Origin of the sequence: Rubrivirga halophila, from assembly GCF_046845755.1 — a bacterium.
Lineage (GTDB): Bacteria > Bacteroidota > Rhodothermia > Rhodothermales > Rubricoccaceae > Rubrivirga.
Map to the genome: position 1 here is coordinate 3,225,586 of NZ_CP177357.1, position 18,114 is coordinate 3,243,699.

General features: G+C 73.7%; 11 protein-coding genes. 3 read left to right on the forward strand and 8 right to left on the reverse strand.

Going from position 1 to position 18,114, the window contains the following annotated elements; all coding sequences use genetic code 11:
* Positions 1–3: 3 nt before the first annotated feature.
* From ACLIRP_RS14150 to ACLIRP_RS14170, 5 genes are all read right to left on the reverse strand, one after another.
* Positions 4–1,974, reverse strand: a complete 1,971-nt coding sequence (locus tag ACLIRP_RS14150) for a hypothetical protein (protein ID WP_412061111.1) — start codon at positions 1,972–1,974, stop codon at positions 4–6.
* Positions 1,975–1,988: 14 nt separating this feature from the next.
* Positions 1,989–2,681: a deoxynucleoside kinase gene (locus ACLIRP_RS14155; protein ID WP_412061112.1), complete on the reverse strand. Its 693-nt coding sequence runs from the start codon at positions 2,679–2,681 to the stop codon at positions 1,989–1,991.
* Between the two features lie 274 nt (positions 2,682–2,955).
* A complete protein-coding gene (locus tag ACLIRP_RS14160) occupies positions 2,956–8,241 on the reverse strand; it encodes a translocation/assembly module TamB domain-containing protein (protein WP_412061113.1) in 5,286 nt (1,761 codons plus the stop codon).
* Positions 8,242–8,279: 38 nt separating this feature from the next.
* Complete coding sequence (locus ACLIRP_RS14165; RefSeq protein WP_412061114.1) at positions 8,280–10,583, reverse strand: outer membrane protein assembly factor; 2,304 nt, start codon at positions 10,581–10,583, stop codon at positions 8,280–8,282.
* A gap of 29 nt (positions 10,584–10,612) precedes the next feature.
* On the reverse strand, positions 10,613–11,746 hold the full coding sequence (locus ACLIRP_RS14170) for a YihY/virulence factor BrkB family protein (RefSeq protein ID WP_412061115.1): 1,134 nt from the start codon (positions 11,744–11,746) through the stop codon (positions 10,613–10,615).
* A 148-nt stretch (positions 11,747–11,894) separates the two neighbouring features.
* Here ACLIRP_RS14170 and ACLIRP_RS14175 point away from each other — a divergent pair, with 148 nt between their 5' ends.
* A complete protein-coding gene (locus tag ACLIRP_RS14175) occupies positions 11,895–12,941 on the forward strand; it encodes an endonuclease (protein WP_412061116.1) in 1,047 nt (348 codons plus the stop codon).
* A gap of 135 nt (positions 12,942–13,076) precedes the next feature.
* On the opposite strand, the gene clpX is transcribed toward ACLIRP_RS14175, so the two are convergent.
* Complete coding sequence (gene clpX / locus ACLIRP_RS14180) at positions 13,077–14,351, reverse strand: ATP-dependent Clp protease ATP-binding subunit ClpX (protein WP_412061117.1); 1,275 nt, start codon at positions 14,349–14,351, stop codon at positions 13,077–13,079.
* Between the two features lie 306 nt (positions 14,352–14,657).
* Here clpX and ACLIRP_RS14185 point away from each other — a divergent pair, with 306 nt between their 5' ends.
* Together ACLIRP_RS14185 and ACLIRP_RS14190 are read left to right on the forward strand one after the other, a co-directional pair.
* Positions 14,658–16,367 (forward strand): dipeptidyl-peptidase 3 family protein, encoded by a 1,710-nt coding sequence (locus ACLIRP_RS14185; protein ID WP_412061118.1) that lies wholly within the window; start codon positions 14,658–14,660, stop codon positions 16,365–16,367.
* 68 nt (positions 16,368–16,435) lie between these two features.
* Positions 16,436–17,146, forward strand: a complete 711-nt coding sequence (locus tag ACLIRP_RS14190; RefSeq protein ID WP_412061119.1) for a glycosyltransferase — start codon at positions 16,436–16,438, stop codon at positions 17,144–17,146.
* A gap of 58 nt (positions 17,147–17,204) precedes the next feature.
* Here the strand turns inward: ACLIRP_RS14190 and ACLIRP_RS14195 are convergent, their stop codons facing one another.
* Complete coding sequence (locus tag ACLIRP_RS14195) at positions 17,205–17,690, reverse strand: VOC family protein (protein ID WP_412061120.1); 486 nt, start codon at positions 17,688–17,690, stop codon at positions 17,205–17,207.
* An 86-nt stretch (positions 17,691–17,776) separates the two neighbouring features.
* A complete protein-coding gene (locus ACLIRP_RS14200; protein ID WP_412061121.1) occupies positions 17,777–17,923 on the reverse strand; it encodes a hypothetical protein in 147 nt (48 codons plus the stop codon).
* Positions 17,924–18,114: the final 191 nt, after the last annotated feature.

The following is an 18,114-nucleotide window of genomic DNA, read 5'->3' on the forward strand; positions in this document are numbered from 1 at the left end:
TCCCTAGTCCAACAAGGCCCAGAACACGCCGAAGCGCAGGACGTGCGGCGCCAGCGGCTCGCCCTGGGTGACGACGGCGCCATAGGCGCGTTCGCCGAGGGCGTGGTCGTAGCGCACGAACAGCGAGGCGCGCGTCTGGAACGTGGCCGTCGCGTCGAGGCCGACGAGCGCACGGGCGGGAAGGAGCGGCCCGAGATCGCCGGACGCGTCCGCAAGCAAGAGCAGGCCCGTCGTCGGTTCGATGCGGCGGCTCCGCAGGTCGGTCCAGGCGCGGAGGCGGACGGCCAGGTCGAGGTCGAGGACGCCGTCGCCCACGTCGTCGGCGCGGACGCCCAAGCGAGCGTCGCCCCAGGCGCGGGGGAGCGCGGCGTCGAGCCGGTCGCCCAAGGCGCCGCCGCCGCTCAGCACCTGCGTCGTGCCGTGCGCGCGGGCGTACAGGCCCCGCTCGGTCGCCTCGCGCCAGCCGACGCCCAGCGTCCCGCCGACGCGGAGGACGGGGTCGAGCGCCGTCGCGAGCTGCGCCAGCGAGTCGCCGACCGCGAGGGCGACCGTCTCGCCCTCGGTCCCCGACGCGAACGCCCGCACCGTCGCGCGCCAGTCGCCCCGGGTCGCCGTCGCGCCCGCGTCCGCCGCGAGCGTCTGTTCCAGCCCGCCGCCGACGAGGACGCGCCCGGGCAGCCCGACCTCCGCCAGCCGCGACCGCTCCCGCCCGCCCAGACGCACCCCCAGGAACGCCGCACCGCTTGCGACGCGCACCGACGCCGACGGCCACACGTCGCCGCCGACCGCGTGCGCGCCCGCTGCAAGCGCCACCGCCAGCACGCCCACGCGGACCGAGTCGGACACGACGGCGTGCGCGCCGACCCGCGTGCCGCCCCCGGGCGCCCCGCCGACCGGGCCGGGCGACGGCTCGCCCGTCACGTCGACGCGAATCCGGACCGCGTGCGCGCCCGCCGGGACCGGCTGCTCGACGAACCCCGCCCACCGCGCGGCGTGGACGCGGACGGTGTCGGCCCCGAGGCCGGGCGCGAACACCAGCCGCTGCGTCGCCAGCGCCAGCCCCGCCTCGGTCGGTGAATCGAACAACGGGACGCGGGCGCGGAGCCAGCCCTCCGTCCGCAACGTCCGCCGCGTGGCGCTCGGGTTCAGCACGGTCGCCGTGTTGGCGTTGAAGATGGCCGCCAGCGGCTGGCCCGCGGTCGGGATCACGCCCGTCCGGGCCCCGACGGTGCGGTCGGCGTAGAGCACGCCGGTCTCGACCGCGAGCCCGGGGCGCGTCAGCAAGAGCCGCGCGCCGGCGTCGGTGTGCGCGAGGTCGCCGCCGTCGAGGGGCGCATCGGCCGACCGGCTGGCGGCGTGGCCGGTCACGGTGAGCCGGCTCTCGCGGCTGCCGCCACGCAGGAACGCCGGAGGCAGCCGCGTCTGGGAATGGGAGCCCGAGACGTGCTGGATCCCGTCCTGCCCGCCGAGGTAGCGCAGCTCGGTGACGGGCACCGCGAGCCGCAGATCGCGCGTCGAGGCGGCGACGCCGAGGGCGCGGCCCCAGGCCCCGTCTGTCGCCACGAGCGGGGCAAGAAGCGCGAGCGGGAGCAGGTCGATGCGCGGCGCCCCGGTGACGAGGTCGTGCAGAGGGCGGCCGTCGAGCGCCAGCCCGGGCGCCTCGGGGCCCAGGCCGTCGAGCGCAGTGCCGGCGGTGTGGCCCGGGGCGCCGGCCGCGTACCCAAAGGCGCCGGGCACGTCCGCCAGCCCCATGCCGAGGTCGAGCGCGGCCGTCGTCGCGGGGACGGGCCCCAGCGCACGGCCTCCGGCGAGCGCGAACGGCGCCACGGGCGGCCCGGCGGGTGGAGCGACGGGCAGCGCCGCCAGCGAGTCCGGGGCGACGGGCACGGCCGTCGAGTCGGTCTGCGCCGCGACGGGCCCGGAGACGACGACCGCCAGCGCGAGCGCCAACCGCCGCGCCGCCCCGTGCCTCACGCCCCGCGCCCGGCTCACCCCTCGACGGGGAACAGCCCGAACAGGCGGTTCTCGATCCGGCTGATGATCTCGTACCGGTCCTCGTCCTCGTTGACGAAGTCGAGGTTGTCGGTCTCGACGACCATCTTGGGGTGCGGGTAGCGGTCGATCCAGTCCTCGTAGAGCTCGTTGAGCCGCTCGAGGTAGTCGAGGCGGATCGACGACTCGAACTCGCGCCCGCGCGCCTGGATGTGACGGACGAGCGTCGGCACGTCGGCGCGGAGGTAGACGAGCAGGTCCGGCGGGCGGAGGTAGCCGACCATGATCGAGAACAGCTCGGCGTAGTTCTGGTAGTCCCGCCCGTCCATCAGCTCCATGTCGTGGAGGTTGCGGGCGAAGATCTCGACGTCCTCGTAGATGCTCCGATCCTGGACGACCGAGCCCGGCTGGGCCTCGATCTCCTTCTGGTGCTTGAACCGGCTCGACAGGAAAAAGACCTGGAGGTTGAAGCTCCAGCGCCGCATGTCGTCGTAGAAGTCGGCGAGGTATGGGTTGTCGTCGACGGCCTCGAAGAACGGGCTCCAGCCGAACGTGTCGGCCAGGATCTGGGTCAGCGTGCTCTTGCCCGCGCCGATGTTGCCGGCGACGGCGACGTAGAGCTTGCGGGGGGCGTCGGGGTCGGGGGCGAGCGAGAGCTGCGCTCCGTCGGTGGGGGAGTCGGTCGGCATGGCGGTCGTCGGGGGCCCGGAAGGTACCGCCCGGCGTGGCGGCCCTTCGGCGCAGAACCGGGGGAGCCTGCTGGCGCGAGCCGCCCGAAGACCCCCCGCCTGCCGGCCGCCCCCCTCATCCGAGGGGGCGTCTCCGAGTGGGACCTCGCGCCAGCTTTGGCAGGGGTCGATCGAGACGCCCCCCCCTCGGATGAGGTCTCGGATCCCGCTTGCGGGGAGGGGGACAACCCGAAGGGTCTGCGAAGCCAGGGGGTGGTCGACCGACCTGCGCCAGCTACCAGGTCAGCTCGTAGTCCAGGCCGGCGCCGACGCCGCGCTGGCCGGAGTACTCGGCCTGGGCGCTGAGCCAGCGGAGCAGCTCGTAGTCCAGCGACAGGAGGAGGGGCAGGCGCTGCTCGCCCTGCGAGGTGTCGCCGAGCGGGACGATGATGCCGAACGTCCAGAAGATGCGGCTGGCGAAGTAGTCGCCGAACTTGAGCACGAGGTCCCCGCCCTCGTAGTCGATCTGGACCATCTCCAGGCCGAGCCGCTCCGAGGCCAGCCCCTCGATGGCGCCCGAGGCCTGGCCGAGCACCAAGCCCGTGCCCGCGCCCGCCAGCGCGCCCGTGCCCACGAAGTCGTCCGCGAGCCGGCCCGTGGCGATGAGCGACACGATGTCAGCGGCCTCCATGGCCGGGTTCGCGCTGAGCCGGATCGTCGGGTTGTCGTCGAGGCGGCCCTGCGCCGCCAGCGTGATCGTCGCCGACGACTGCCCGGCGACCGAGCCCGGCAGGCGGACGTCGAGCGTCGCGGAGAGGTCGACGCGGGCCGCGAGCGGGTCGCCGTTGAACAGGATCGAGCCGTCGTCGAGCTGGAACTGGCGGTTGAGCGTCTTGACCGTGCCCCGGACCAGGTCGATGCGCCCGAAGAGCTGGCTGCCCTCGGCGAACGACCGCTTGCGGGCCTCGACGTCGCCCGAGAACTCGATGTCGAACGGGAGCCCGGCGTTCGAGCGGAGCCACACGTCCTGCTCGATCTCGACGGTCAGCGAGTAGTCGAGCGCGTCGACAAAGCGGCTCGTGGACGTGTCGCGGGCGGTGACGACGCGGCCGAAGCGGGCCTCGACCTCGCGGATCTGGGCGTCGGTCAGCGTGACCGGCTCGAGCTCCGGCGGGACGAGCTCGTCGGTGAGGTAGATGTCGCCCTCGGAGAGCACGACCGAGCCGCGCAGGACCGGCTTGTCGAGCGTGCCCGTCAGGCGGAGCGGGTCGGGGCCGCGGTCGATCGTCAGGCCGCGGTACGTCCGCGAGTCCATCGCCAGGAACTCGCGCGGGGTGATCGTCAAGTCGAACTCGCCGACCGACAGCTCGCGCAGGCGGATGTCGCCGGTGACGTCGAGCGCCGTCCGGCCGTCGGCGTCCAGGATGCGGACGTCGTCGAGCACGATCCGGTCGTTCTGGAAGGTGAGGTCGGCGACGATGGGCTCGTAGACCCGGCCCGTCTTGACGACGCCCAGCCGGCCGTCCTGCAACGTCGCCACGCCGTCGAGGCGGGGGCTGGCCTGGGTCCCGGTGATGTTGAGGTCGAGCCGCAACGTGCCGCCGAGCGCGTTGTAGGCGCGGTCGTCGAGGAAGGGGCGGGCCCAGTCGATGGGGAAGGCGCTCGCGCGGGCGCGCAGGGCCACGCGCTCGTCGGGGAGCGGCGCCTCGCCGACGGCCTCGGCGAGCGAGAACCGGAAGGGCACCGTCCCGTCGACCGTCAGCGCCTCGCCGTTGACGTGCGTGATCACGGCGTCGATGCCGAGCCGGTTGTCGGCGTAGGCCACCTCGGCCGCGAGCGCGCCGACCGGCTCACCGCGCGAGGTCAGGTCGGCGAGCGTCACGACGCCGTCGATGCGGGGGGCCGCCGCCGAGCCCGTCAGGTCGAGCGTGGCCGAGAGCTCGCCGCCGAGCGCGTCGAGCGCCACGAAGTCGGTGAGCGCGTCGATGGGCAGGCTCTCGACGGTGAGCACGAAGTTCTGCTGGCCCTCGAAGTCGAGCGTGCCGTCGGCGGCGACCTGGCGGGCGCCGTCGTCGGAGGCCAGGATCAGGCCGCGCACATCGATGACGCCGTCGGCGAGCGAGATCTCGGCGGGCTGCAACAGCGACCACTCGTCGCGGTCGAGCTTGAACCGGCCGCGCTCCACCACCACGCCCTCAGCCGTCGGGTCGAACCGGGCGAAGAGGTCGAGGTCGCGGCGGTCGTCGACGCGGACGCCGGCCTCGACGGTGTACGTCCCGTCGTCCATGCCGACGAGGGCCTGGCCCTGCTCGACCCGGAACGTCGGCCCGTTGAGCACGGCGAACTCGGCGCGGAGCGCGCCGTCGAGGCGGTCGGCCGCCGCGACGGAGTCGGGGAGCGACCGGTCGTAGGCGGCGTTGAGCGTCGCGTCGAGCCCGGTCAGCGCGTAGTCGTCGACGATGACCTGCCGCGCCTCGGCGGCGCCGACGATGCGGATGGGCCCGCCCGCCTCGGCGGCCACGTCGAGCACGAGCGTGCCGGTCTCCAGCCCGATCGTCCGCTCGGTCATCGGCGCGAGCGGGGCCAGGCTCTCGATGGCGCCTTCGAGGTGGAAGGCCGACGGGGCGGTGTCGTTGAAGAGCGCGAGTGTGCCCGCGCCCCGCAGGCTGGCCAAGTCGCTGACGACGCGGAGCGTGTCGAACCGGACGATCCCGTCGCCGACGGCGAACCGCGTCTGCAGCGTGTCGAGGCCGATGGGCCCGAGCGTGGAGGGGCCGCCGTCGAGCGCGCCCGCGAGCGTCATCGTGGCCGGGTCGAAGCCGCGCCCGGTCACGTCGAAGGCGAGCGACAGGCGCAGCGGGTTGTCGGGCGGGAGGTCGAGCAGCGTGCCCGCGTCGAGCGCGACCGTCCGGCCCTCGACGGCGTAGCTCGGCACGTCGTCGAACGGGCGCCCCACAAACGTGGCGACCACGCGGCCGCCCTCGGCGACGCCTTCGTCGGCCGTCGGCGAGGCGAGCGTCAGGTCGAGGTCGGCGTCCAGCGCGCCGTCGCGCAGGCGGAACGAGATGCGCCCGTCGTCGATCTCGGCGTCGTTGACGCGCGACGGCCGGAGCGTGACGACGCCCTGCCCGTCGGCCGAGGCGATCTCGGCGATCCCGGAGATGCGCCCGGAGAAGCAGCCGTTGAGGTCGGAGCGCGGGGCCGACTCGGCAAAGCGCGAGATGTCGAGGTCCGAAAAACAGGCGCGCTCGAACTCGTAGCCGGGGTTGGCATCGAACGGCCGCCCGGAGAACGCGAGGTCGAAGGCGCCCTCAGGGGTGACGAGGTCGCCGTCGACGGTCAGGAAGCCGTTGTCGAGCGTGACGGCGAGGTCGGCCCCGTCGACGAAACGGTCGCCGTACGACGACGGCTCGGTGATCTGGACCTGGGCGCTCAGCACGGCCGTCGCCGGGTCGATGCCGGCGCCGTCGACGGTGTACGTGCCCGTGAGGTCGCTGTAGCGCTCGGGGATGCCCTGCACCTCGGCGAGGTCGAGGTTCTGCATCGTGCCCGCGAGCTGGTAGGCGAGCGGCTGGGCGAACGGCCGGGCCGTGCCGGTCGCCGTCAGTTGGCCGCCCGGCCCGAAGTCGAGCGCGGCGTCGATCTGGGCGGTGCCGTTGCGGAGCACCACGTCGAGGTCGCCGGCGGCGATCTCGTACGTGCCGTAGCGCGAGCCCGTGAGCCGCGCCGTCAGGTCGACGGGCGCTTGCGTCAAGTCGAGGCCCCGGCCGGACAGCGTGAACGAGCCCGTCAAGTCGCTGTCCTGCGTCTCCCGGCCCGTGAGCGCGGTGAGGTTGAGCCCGTACGCCTCGCCCTCGACGACCTCGTAGGCGAGGGGGTCGCCGAGCCGGAGCGTGCCGAGCGCGACGAGCCGGCCACCGCCGTCGGCCAGCGTCGCGTCGGTGTCGAAGGCGACCACGCCCCGGTCGATGTCGGCGTCGAGGTCGACGGCGGTGAACCGGATGCGGCGGTCGGTCAGGCCGATGTCGGCGCGCGACAGGTCGAGGGCGAGCGTGCCCGAGAACGTGTCGAGCGAGGCGCCCCGCCCGATGAGCGCGAACTCGCCCGCGAAGGCGTCGGTCCGGCCCGAGCCGGGGAGCAGCACGCCCAGGTCCACGTCCTGCGCCGTCCCGGCGACCTGGATCGTGGGGACCTCGTCGAACGGCCGGGCGCGGCCCTCGGCGGCGATCGTCGCGCCCGGGAGCGCGCCGTCGATGTCGAACGTGACGCGGCCGGCGGCGAACGAGCCGTCGACGTCGAGCCGATTGATGGTGCGGCCGCCGACGCGCGTCTCGCGCAAGGCCACGTTGAAGGGGCCGCTCAGCGTCGCGAGCGTCGTGCCTTGGAGGTTGAGGCGCACGTCGCCCGTCACCTCGGCGGCCTGCGCCGGGTTGCCGGTCAGCTCCGATGGGTCGAAGCGCTGCAACGTGCCCTGGGCGCGGTAGCGGACCGGCCCGTCGGTCTCGCGGCTGAACTCGCCGTCGAGCGAGATCGTCGCGTCGCCGAGCGCGCCTGCCAGCGAGGTCGTCAAGAGGTCGCCGTCGGAGTCGGCGCGGAGCCGCACCCGGGGGTCGCCGTAGAGCGTGACCCCGGCGAAGGCGCGGGCGTCTTCGAGGGCGACCGGCGCGGCCTCCAAGACGGCGTCGAAGACGGGGAGCGAGCCGTCGGTGGCGAACGCCAGCCGGGCGCGGCCCGTCACGTCGGTCCCGGACGTGCTCTCGATGGCGAGCTGGCGGAGGTCGAGCTCTTGCTTTGAGAACCGGCCCGAGGCGGTGACCTCGGCCGTGGCCCGCTCGAACGGGGCGATGGCCCGGAGCGCCAGCCCCTCGATGTCGCCCGAGAGCGAGTCGCCCGCGGTGCGGAAGCCGAGCACGATCGCCGAGAGGTCGCGGACGGCGTGGACCGAGTCGGGGCCCTCGGGGCGGTACCAGATCACGTCCGCGGCGCCGTTCGTGACGACCAGGCGGTCCAAGACGACGGCGAAGGGCGACGTCTGCTCGTCGTCCTCGGCGGGCTTGAGCAGGCCCGCGAGGTTGAACGTGCTGTCGGCCCGCTGGCGGATGGTGAGGCGCGGGCCCCGGATGGCGAGCTCGCTGGCGGAGAACGTCCGCCGCAGGAGCGTCGTCAGGTTGTAGTCGACGAGGACGGTGTCGACGGCCAGGATCGTCTCGCCCTCGCGCGCGACGGTCAGGCCGCGCAGCCGGGCGCCGGTCAGGAAGTTGCCCTCCAGGCCCTCGGCCGAGATCTCGGCGTCGTCGGCGAAGACGTTGGCGATCTGGCCGACCACGAGCCCGCGCGCCCACGTCTGGCCGGGCGCCGTCTGCAAGAACACGAGCGCGCCGACGACGACCGCCGCCAGCACACCGAGCCCGACGAGCGCGGCGCGTCCCGCCCGCTGGCCCCGGCTCCGCGGCGCGCCCGCCGGGCCGGCGTCCGACGCGGGCGCGTCCGACGCCGACACGCCGGCCCCCGGCGCGGCGCCCGAGGGCGCGGCGCCGTCGCCCGAGGGGCCGAGGTCGGTGCGGGTGGGGTCGGTGGGCACGGAGAGCGGAACGCCGTGAGCGGCGGAAAGGTCTGGGGCTAGAACGTCTGCCCGATGGAGAAGTGGGGCTGCAGGCGACCCAAGAACCCGATTCCCAGCACCTTGCGGGCCGGCACGTCGTCGATGTCGAACGGCTCGCCGCGCTGCCGCGCGCCGACATACCCGGGGTACGTCTCGTCGCCGAGCGCGTCGGCGCCGCACGAGGGCTCGCCGGCGAAGATGGACGAGCCGCAGTACACGGCCGCCGGCTCGCGGAGGTCGAGCGCCGAGGGGTTGACCTTGAAGCCGAACCCGACGGACACGAACCCGACCGGCGTGAGGTACTGGATGCCCGCGCCGATGCCGACGCGCACGCCGCCCTCTGCCGCCAGCACATCCGCGAGGTCGGCGTCGGCGCGCGTGCCGCCGGCGCGGACGAGCGCCTCGGCGGGCACGTCGCTGGGCGCGGCGACGAGCCCCGCGTCCGCGAACACATTCGCGCCCCACTGCGGGCCGAGCGGAAGCGGCAGGTTCAACTGCAGGCTCCCCGACGCCTTGTACCGGCCGCCGACGCCGACGTAGTTCACGTCGCCGGGGCTGGTCACGAGCGACGGGCTCGGCGTCTCGCCCGCGGTCTCGACGGGCGGGGTGACGGAGAACGTCTTCGGGCCGAGCCGGGCGGCCGCCCAGCCGCGCACGTCGCCGGTGCCGCCGGCGTAGAAGAGCTGGTCGCGAAACAGGACGTAGTCGGCCAGGTTGTCGGGGCTCGTGCCGCCGAACGACTGGAGCGTCCCGACCGTCAGCCGGGCCACGACGCCGACGCGCCGGCGAAGCGGGACGGTCACCGAGGTCGCCAGCCGGGCGCGGCCGTACGCCACGTCGCCGCCAGCGATGGAGGCCGACGGGCGGAGCACGTAGCCGCGCGTGGGCTGGAGCGCGTCGTCGAGCCGGCCCCACACCACGTCCACGCCGACGACGCCCGTCGTGGCTTGGAGCGTGTCGGGCAGGAACGGGCCGGGCGGCTCGGCAAACTGGCCGGCGTCCAGGATCCGCAGGCCCAGCCCGCGCGAGAGGTCGCGGGCGCGGCCGGTCAGCGAGAGGCCGGCCGTCTGGAGCGGCCCGCGCGTGTAGAGGAGCGTGTTGGAGAGCTCGGTCTGCGTGCTCGACTCGATCTCGTCGTCGCGGACGCGGTACGACGGCTGCAGGGTGTACGAGAGCCGGCGGTCGAAGACGTAGGGCTGGCGGAAGGGGACCGACACCCTGAAGTCGCGGATCGGCCCGCCGGTGACCGACGCCCGGCCGCCGCCGCCGAGCCCGGCGCCGATGCCGGTCCGCCACTCGAGCGCCGCGCCCAGGCGCCGCGCGCCGCCGAACGCGTTGAGGTGCGTCGCCGAGGCCTGGACGGTCACGCCGCCGTCGGAGAAGTAGCCCGTGAACGCGTTCAAGATGCGGCTCGGGCCGCGCCGGACGCGCGCGACGACGGGCACGAGGGTGTCGCCCCGGACGGCGTCCGGCGACACGTCGACGAGCGCGAGCGTGAACAGGCCCAGCCCGAACACCTCGCGCTGGCCGTCGACGAGCGCGCTGGCGTCGAACAGGTCGCCGGGGGCGATCGGGATCTCGCGCGTGATGACGCCGGCCGCCAGCGACGAGTCGCCCTCGACCCGGACCGCGCTCACGCGGGCGCGCGGGCCGACGTTGACCTTGACGCGGACGTCGGCGCGCAGGCCGGTCGAGTCGGGGAACTGCTCGGCGCCGGCGTCGGCCCAGGCGTAGCCTCGGTTGCGGAGCCAGGCGAGGGTCCGGCTCTGGAGCTGGACGAGCGCGAACGCGTCGAGCCGGTCGCCGGGCGCCACGACGGGGCGGCGCACGAACTCGCGCCACGCGCCCCGGACCTCGGGCGCCAGCACGTCGGCGACGGCGCTCTGCCCGGGCCCCGCGAAGGTGACCTCGCGAACGAGGAGCGGCGGCCCCTCGGCGATCTCGAACGTGACGGCCGCCCGGTTGCGCGTCGTGTCCAGCTCGACGGCGTAGTCGACCGACGCCAGCGGGAAGCCGCTCTGCGCGTAGTACCGCGTCAGCCGGACGACGTCCTTCGCCAGCTCGACGGGCAGGAAGGGGTACGTGGCCGACTTGTCGCCGCCGCCGAACACGCCCAGGATCTTGCCCGGCGGCGCCTTGGTCGCAATCTGCAACTCGAGGTTGGCGACCTCCAGCGTCTGCCCGTCGGCGAACGCGAAGCCGACCGACCCGACGGTCGTCTCGTCGTCGACCATCGTGAGCGGCGCCTGTGCCGCGGCGGGCGCGGCGGTGAGGACCGCGACGAGCGCCGCGAAACGGAGGAAGTGGCGGGCGGCGGTCACGCGGCGGCCGGTCGGAAGGGGCACGGAAGCTACGGTGTCGCGGGCCCGCGTTCGGTCGCCGAAATGTCCGTTTCTGGCGCAGACAAGCCCCCTAGGGCGCCGTCTCCGCCGGGCCCCTCGGCGGCGCCGCTGGGGCCCTCGATGGTCGCCGCGACGGCCTCGGCCGCCTCGGCCTCGACCCGCTCGCGGTGCTTGCGGAACTGGCCCTCCTTGCTGGCCCACATCCGGCGCAGCCGCGAGCGCCGGGGCCGGTTCCGCTTTTCGTGGAGGTCCGTCACGACGGCCCCGACCACCAGGATCAGGCCGGAGAGGTAGACCCAGAACACGAACGCCAGGATCACGCCGAACACGCCGCCGAGCCCGCCCAGCCCCTCCTCGGGTCCCGCGTAGCGGTCGAAGTTGGCGACGTACGTGGCGTAATACGCGAACCCGTTCTTGGCCACCTCGAACAGGACGGCGGCCGCGGCGGCGCCCCAGAACGCGCTCCGCAACGGGGCCTTCGGCCGGGGCACGAGGTAGTACAGCTGGGCCAGCATCCCGACCGTCAGCGCGTACGGGACGAGCAGCGTCACGAACTGGAGCAACCCGCCGGTGACCGCGGAGACGGCGCTCGCGTCCAGCCCGGTCTGGGCGGCCATCGAGTCGCTCCGGGCCGAGAGCACGCGCGCGCCGGCCGTGATGGCGAACGACAGCAAGAACAGCGTGCCCACCTGCGCCGCCAGCCGCAGGTCGAACAGGTAGCCCCCGAGGATGGACCGCATCTGGTGGCGGCTCTCCCCCATCGCCGAGCCCACGACGTAGCGCAGCGTCGAGAACATGGTGATGACGGTCACCAAGAAGAACACCGCGGCGAACGCGGTGATGGTCCCGGACGCCTCTTGCAGCTGGAGCACCAGGTCCACGACGCCGTCGCTCTGGCCGCGGGGCAGGAACGCCCGGAGAAACTCGGAGACGGTCGTGAACGGGTCCTCCTGACGGAGCACCAGGCCGAAGATGCCGGCCGCCAACAGCAGCAGCGGCAGCAGCGTCACCAGCGTCTTGAAGGCGATGGCCTGGGCCCAGATGAACACGGGCGCCGTCGAGAACACCTTGAACAGACCGCCCCCGTAGTACTGGGGGACGGTCAGAGCCTTCCGAGCGTGGATCGCGGCGGTCCGGAGCATGGCGCAGGGTACGCCCGCCGCAGGGGCGGGGTCCATCGGGGCCGCGCTGAGAGCGCAGGAGCGCGAGCGGGCGGCCCGGACAGGCCCGGTCGCTCGCGGGCGGTCCTGCCTGTCTCTCGGTGCGACCTTCGGTCATCCCCCCGACGTCATGCGCCCGCTCCTCCTCGCCGCCGTCGTCCTCGCCGCCCCCGCGGGCGCCCAGGTCTGCCCCGGGCTCGTCGGCCCGGACGCCGCCGCCTGCGTCGACGACGGCTACTCGCCTACGTTCGTGCTCAGCAGCAGCGCGAGCAAGGACCGGCTCTACGACACCGTCGACCGCGCGACGGTCGGCGGGCAGGACGGCGTCGTCGGGCTGTACTCGGGCGCGTTCGTGCCCTTCGACGGGTCGCCGAGCAGCGACCCCAGCCAAGACGTCTTCAACAACGGGCAGGGCCTCAACCAGGAGCACGTCTTCCCCCGCTCGCGCGGGACCGACAACCACCTGGCCGAGCGCGACCTCCACCACCTCTTCCCCACGCGCGTCGACGTCAACGCGGACCGGGGCAGCGACCCCTTCCGGACGATCTCGGACACGGCCCCCTCGCGCTGGTACCAGGGCGACGCGACGCAGACCGCTACGCCGGCCGACCCGGAGGCGTGGAGCCAGGACACGGCGTCGGGCTTCGAGCCGCGCGCGGCCGTCCGGGGCGACGTGGCGCGCGCCATGTTCTACATCGCAGCCACGTACCCCGACCGGGTCGACCTCCCGTGGTTCGAGGCCCAGGCGCCGACGCTGCTCCAGTGGCACGCCGCCGACCCGGCGACCGACGCCGATGTGGCGCGGTCGGAGCGCGTCGCCGGCTTCCAGTCGGGCTGCGCGGCGGGGCCGTGCGTGAACCCGTTCGTGACCGACGCGACGCTCGCGGGGCGTGTGTTCAGCACCTCGACGGCCGGCGAGCGCGGGCCGGACGCCCTCGCGGTCGGAGCGCCGTACCCGGTGCCGTCGGCGGGCGCGGTGTCCGTGCCGGTACGCGTCCGCGCGGGCGCCGAGGTGCGGGCGACAGTCGTCGACGCGCTCGGGCGGCGCGTGGCGACGGCGTCGCGCGTCGGGCCGGGGACGCTGCGCGTCGAGCTCGGGGCGCTGGCGGCGGGCGTCTACGGCCTCCGCGTCGAGGCGGGCGGAGAGACGGCCACCCGGCGCGTGGTCCGGCGATAACCGCGACACGTGGAGTTGTCCACGTCGTGGATAACCGTGTGGACGGGCGGACAGATCACGGGCCCGGGTTCTGCCCCTTGCTTCATCTTGCCCCTCCCGCGAGCGGCGCGAGCTACGCCGACGCCTTGCGTTGGCTCACGCCGACGCTTTGCGTTCCTCGTAGACCGGGGCCTCGCCGTCGGCGATGGTCGCGGCGGTGATGCGGCAGACGAGGCCGGCGTGCGTGTCGGGCGCCTCGAACATCAAGTCCAGCATGGCCCGCTCCAGGACGGACCGCAGGCCGCGGGCCCCGGTCTTCAGCTCGACGGCCTGGTCCACGACCGCGTCGAGCGCGCCGTCGTCGAGGACCAAGTCCACGCCGTCCATCGCGAACAGCTTCTGGTACTGGCGGACGAGCGCGTTCTTGGGTTCCGTCAGAATCCGGCGCAGGTCCTCGGGGGTCAGCGCGTCGAGCGACGACAGGACGGGCAGGCGGCCGATGAGCTCGGGGATGAGCCCGTAGCGCAGGAGGTCGTCGGGCTCGGCGTGGCGGAAAAGCGTCGGGTCGGCCACGTCGACCGTGCGGGCGTCGGACGCGTGGAAGCCGATGGGCGACTGGGACAGGCGCCGAGCGATCTGGGGCGCAAGCCCGTCGAAGGCCCCGCCGCAGATAAAGAGCACGTTCCGCGTGTCGAACTGGACGAGCGACTGCTCGGGGTGCTTGCGGCCGCCCTTGGGCGGGACGCCGGCGACGGTCCCCTCGAGCATTTTGAGGAGCGCCTGCTGGACGCCCTCGCCCGACACGTCGCGCGTGATGGAGGCGTTGTCGCCCCGCCGCGAGAGCTTGTCGACCTCGTCGACGTAGATGATCCCGCGCTCGGCGCGCTCGACGTCGTAATCGGCCGACTGGAGCAAGTGCGACAGGATCGACTCGACGTCCTCGCCGACGTAGCCGGCCTCGGTGAGCGCCGTCGCGTCCGCGATCGAGAACGGGACGTCCAAGATCTTCGCCAACGTCCGCGCCAGCAGGGTCTTGCCCGTGCCCGACGGCCCGAGCAGCAGGATGTTGGACTTTTCGAGCTCGACGTCGTCGTAGGCGTGGAGATACTCTTCGGCCTCGATCCGCTTGTAGTGGTTGTAGACGGCGACCGAGAGCGTCCGCTTGGCGCCGTCCTGGCCGATCACGTGCTCGTCGAGGGCGCCCTTGATCTCGCGCGGGGTCATCCGGCGCGGGCGGCCGGACCGGCGGGCCGCGGCGACGGCGGCGCTCGGCGGGACGTAGGCCTGGAGGTCGCCGCGCACGATGCCCGAGGCGTCGTGGATGCAGCGGTCGCAGATGTACACGTCGGGGCCCGCGACCATCGAGGTGACCTCGTGGGCGGTGCGGCTGCAGAAGGAGCAGCGGATGACGTCGTCGCCGCCAGTAGGCATGGCGTGGGTCTCGGGTGCGCCGAGAATGTAGGCCCTCGGCGCCGCCCCGTCGGGCGCCCCGAAGGGATGGGGAGTATCGAGCGCCCCGGCGCGGGCTTCAGGCCGGGCTCGATCCACCGCCCCGACGACCGTGACCTGCCTGTCATGTCGTCCCCAGCGAGAGTCCGCCCCGCGTGCGGCGAGGGAGCTCCGTCGCGCACCGCCCGGCGACAGCGCGGAGGAGCGACCGGCGGCGGGCGCCCGCGGGTCGGAAACCGGCGCGCGCGGCGCGCCGGGTATCTTCGGCCGCGCCCGCCCCCGTCGCCCATGAAGCCGCCCCTCGCCGCCCTCGCCCTCGTCCTCGCGCTCGGCGCCTGCCAGCTCTCCGACGCCGCCGACGGCCCCTCGCCGACGGCCACGACCGACGGGCTCGCCGCCGCCAGCGCCGCCGACTCGGTCCTGCTCGACAAGCTGGCGCAGTACACGACGGTCCGCCTCACCTCCGACCTCTCGGGCCTGAGCGACTCGACGCGCGCCATGATCCCGCACCTGATCGCCGCGGCGCGCGCCATGGACGACGTGTTCTGGCTGCAGACCTACGGCGACCGCGACTCGCTCCTGGCCGGCCTCTCGCCCCCCGCCCGGCGCTACGTCGAGGTCAACTACGGGCCCTACGACCGGCTCGACGGCGACGCGGCGTTCCTGCCGGGCATCGACCCGAAGCCGCCGGGCGCGGGCCTCTACCCCGCCGACCTCGGCAAGGACGAGCTGCTGGCGGCGGCCGACCTCTACCCGGAGCGGAATCTGACCGGGCTGTACACGATCGTCCGCCGCGACGACGCGGGGCAGCTACAGGGCGTGCCGTACCACCAGGCCTTCGCGAGCGCGCACAAGACGGCCGCGCGGCACCTGCGGATGGCGGCGGACCTCGCGCAAGACGAGGGCCTCGCGACGTTCCTGCGCCTGCGCGCCGACGCGCTTCTGACCGACGACTACCGCGCCAGCGACCTCGCGTGGATGGACATGCGGACGAACCCGCTCGACATCGTGATCGGGCCCATCGAGACGTACGAGGACGGGCTCGCGGGCTTCAAGGCGGCGCACGAGGCGTTCGTGCTCGTCAAGGACCAGGCGTGGAGCGCGCGGCTCGGGGCGTACGCGGCGCTCCTGCCCGAGCTGCAGCGCGGGCTGCCGGTCGACAGCGTCTACCGCGCCGAGTCGCCCGGGGCCGACGCCGACCTGGGCGCGTACGACGTGGTGTTCGTGGCCGGCGACGCCAACGCGGGCTCCAAGACGATCGCCATCAACCTGCCCAACGACGAGTCGGTGCAGCTGGAGAAGGGCTCGCGGCGGCTCCAGCTCCAGAACGTGATGCGGGCCAAGTTCGACCGCATCCTGGTGCCGATCGCCGACGTGCTCCTCGCCGAAGACCAGCGGGACCTCGTCACCTTCGAGGCCTTTTTCGGCAACACCATGTTCCACGAGGTGGCGCACGGGCTGGGCATCAAGACCACGGTCGACGGGCGCGGGACGGTCCGCGAGGCGCTGCAGGACCGCGCGAGCGCGCTCGAAGAGGGGAAGGCCGACGTGCTCGGCCTCTACATGGTGCAGCAGCTGATCTCGCGCGGCGACTGGGCCGAGGCGGGGCTCGACGAGCACTACGTGACGTTCGTGGCCTCCATCTTCCGCTCCATCCGATTCGGCGCCTCGAGCGCGCACGGGCGGGCGAACCTCGTCCGGTTCAATTTCTTCCGCGAGCAGGGCGCCATCGAGCCCGAGGCGACGTCCGAGGGCCAGGTCTGGCGCGTGGTCCCGGCGCGGATGGGCCCGGCCATCGAGGCGCTCGCGCGCCGCATCCTGACGTTGCAGGGCGACGGCGACTACGACGCCGTCGACGCCTTCGTGCAGCAGTACGGCCGGATGTCGCCCGCGCTCTCGGAGAGCCTGGACCGCGTCGCCGAGGCGGGCATCCCGGTCGACGTCGTCTTCGAGCAGGGCGAGGCCGTGCTCGGGCTGCGGCCGGTGAGGAACGGGTGAGAGGCGCCGGGGCTCGCCCCGCCCCCACCCCCACGTCCGACCTTCCCCCTCCCCCGCCCCGCGCGCCCGTGCTCCTTTCCGACCTCACCGTCATCGTCCCGACCAAGGACGAGGCCGCCAACATCGGCCCGTTCCTCGACTCCATCGACCCGGCCGTCGGGCTCGTCGTCGTGGACGCCAGCGACGACGACACGCGCGACATCATCCGCGCCCGGCGCCCGACTGCGGTCGTCATCGAGGACCGGGGCTCGATCCCCATCGCCCGCCAGATCGGGCTGGAGGCGGCGACGACCGAGTGGGTCCTGTTCACCGACGCCGACATGTCGTTCGGGGCCGACTACTGGACCGGCTGGCTGGCCCTCGACCTCGACGCCAAGGTGGGCGCGGTGCAGGGCGCCAAGCTCTCGGCCGACGACGACTACCGGCTCTACTACAAGCTGTTCTCGTTCGGCATCCGCGCCATGTCGTGGCTGACGGTCCCAGCGGGCTCGGGCTCGAACATGCTGTTCCGCCGGACGGCGCTCTTGGACGCGGGCGGCTTCGACCCCGCGCTGACGGCCAACGAGGACATCTTCGCGCTGTGGAGCGTCCGCAAGGCCGGCTGGCGGGTGACGTTCGCGGGTGGCCTCAAGGTCTACGAGCGCGACCACCGGCGCCTCGACCAGGGCCGCGTCAAAAAGACGCTCCACGGCTGGATCCGCCCCTTGATGCTGTTCACTGGGCTCGGCGGCGACCGCGTCCGGAAGTCGAGCTGGGGGTACTGGAAAAACGAGGAGTGAGGGACGAGGAGCGAGATCTCACCCAGCGCAAGCGCCGGGGTCGCCGTCGCCTCATTCCTCAGTCCTGGTCCTTCGCCCCTGCGACCAACCGGGCCTCGTCGAGACTCTGCTGGCGGCCGCGCCAGAGCGGGTCGCCGTCGGGCGCCGTGCGGCGGTCGCAGTAGACCTCGACGCGCGTGCCCTCGGGGTCGTGGAAGTAGGCCTGCCACGCGATCTGGGCGTCCTGCAGATCGACCTCGCCGCCCCGCTCGCGGACGCGCTCGACGACCGCCAGCAGCTCGGCCGGCGTCTCGGCCTCCCAGGCGAAGTGGTCGAACCGGCCGGTCGGGCCCGGCGCCGATCCATCCCGCGCCTGCCGGAGCACGAGCCGGTGGTGCATCCCGTCCTCGGACCCCTCGGGGATGGGCGCGCGGTCGGTCAGGAAGGCGTAGTGGCTGACGTCGTCGGTCGCGCGCTCGCGGACGGCGAGCCCCAGGACCTCGGTGTAGAACGCCGTCTGGCGGTCGAGGTCGGCGACGTCGAGGCGGAGGTGACCGAGGCGCATCGGGGCGGAGGAGGTGCGCCCTCGGGATGGCCGGGCTGCGCACGCGGTTCCAGCGCCGTCGGCTGGCGGGGCCTCCGTCTGAAACGCTACGCAGCCAAGGCGTAGGCGAGCACGAGCGGCGCGAGCCCGGCGACGAGGGCCAGCACGACGAACGCGAGCTGCCGCCAGGCGATGCCATCCAGGGTGGGCCCAGCGGGGACGATCTCGTAGGGGGCTTCGGCGGCGGGCGGCATGGTCTCGGCGGTCGGTGTCTGACAAGACGCGTCAGACCGGTTCGGAGTTACTCCGGTATCGGCGCGGGGAGCCCCGACTTGAGCGGCTCCACGGAGTCTTGCCCGCACGTGCGCCGGACGTTCGCAGACCGAGGCCACGCGCGATAGAGCTGTGGGTGTGCGCCTCAGCCTTTGCTTAGAAGGCCTTGACC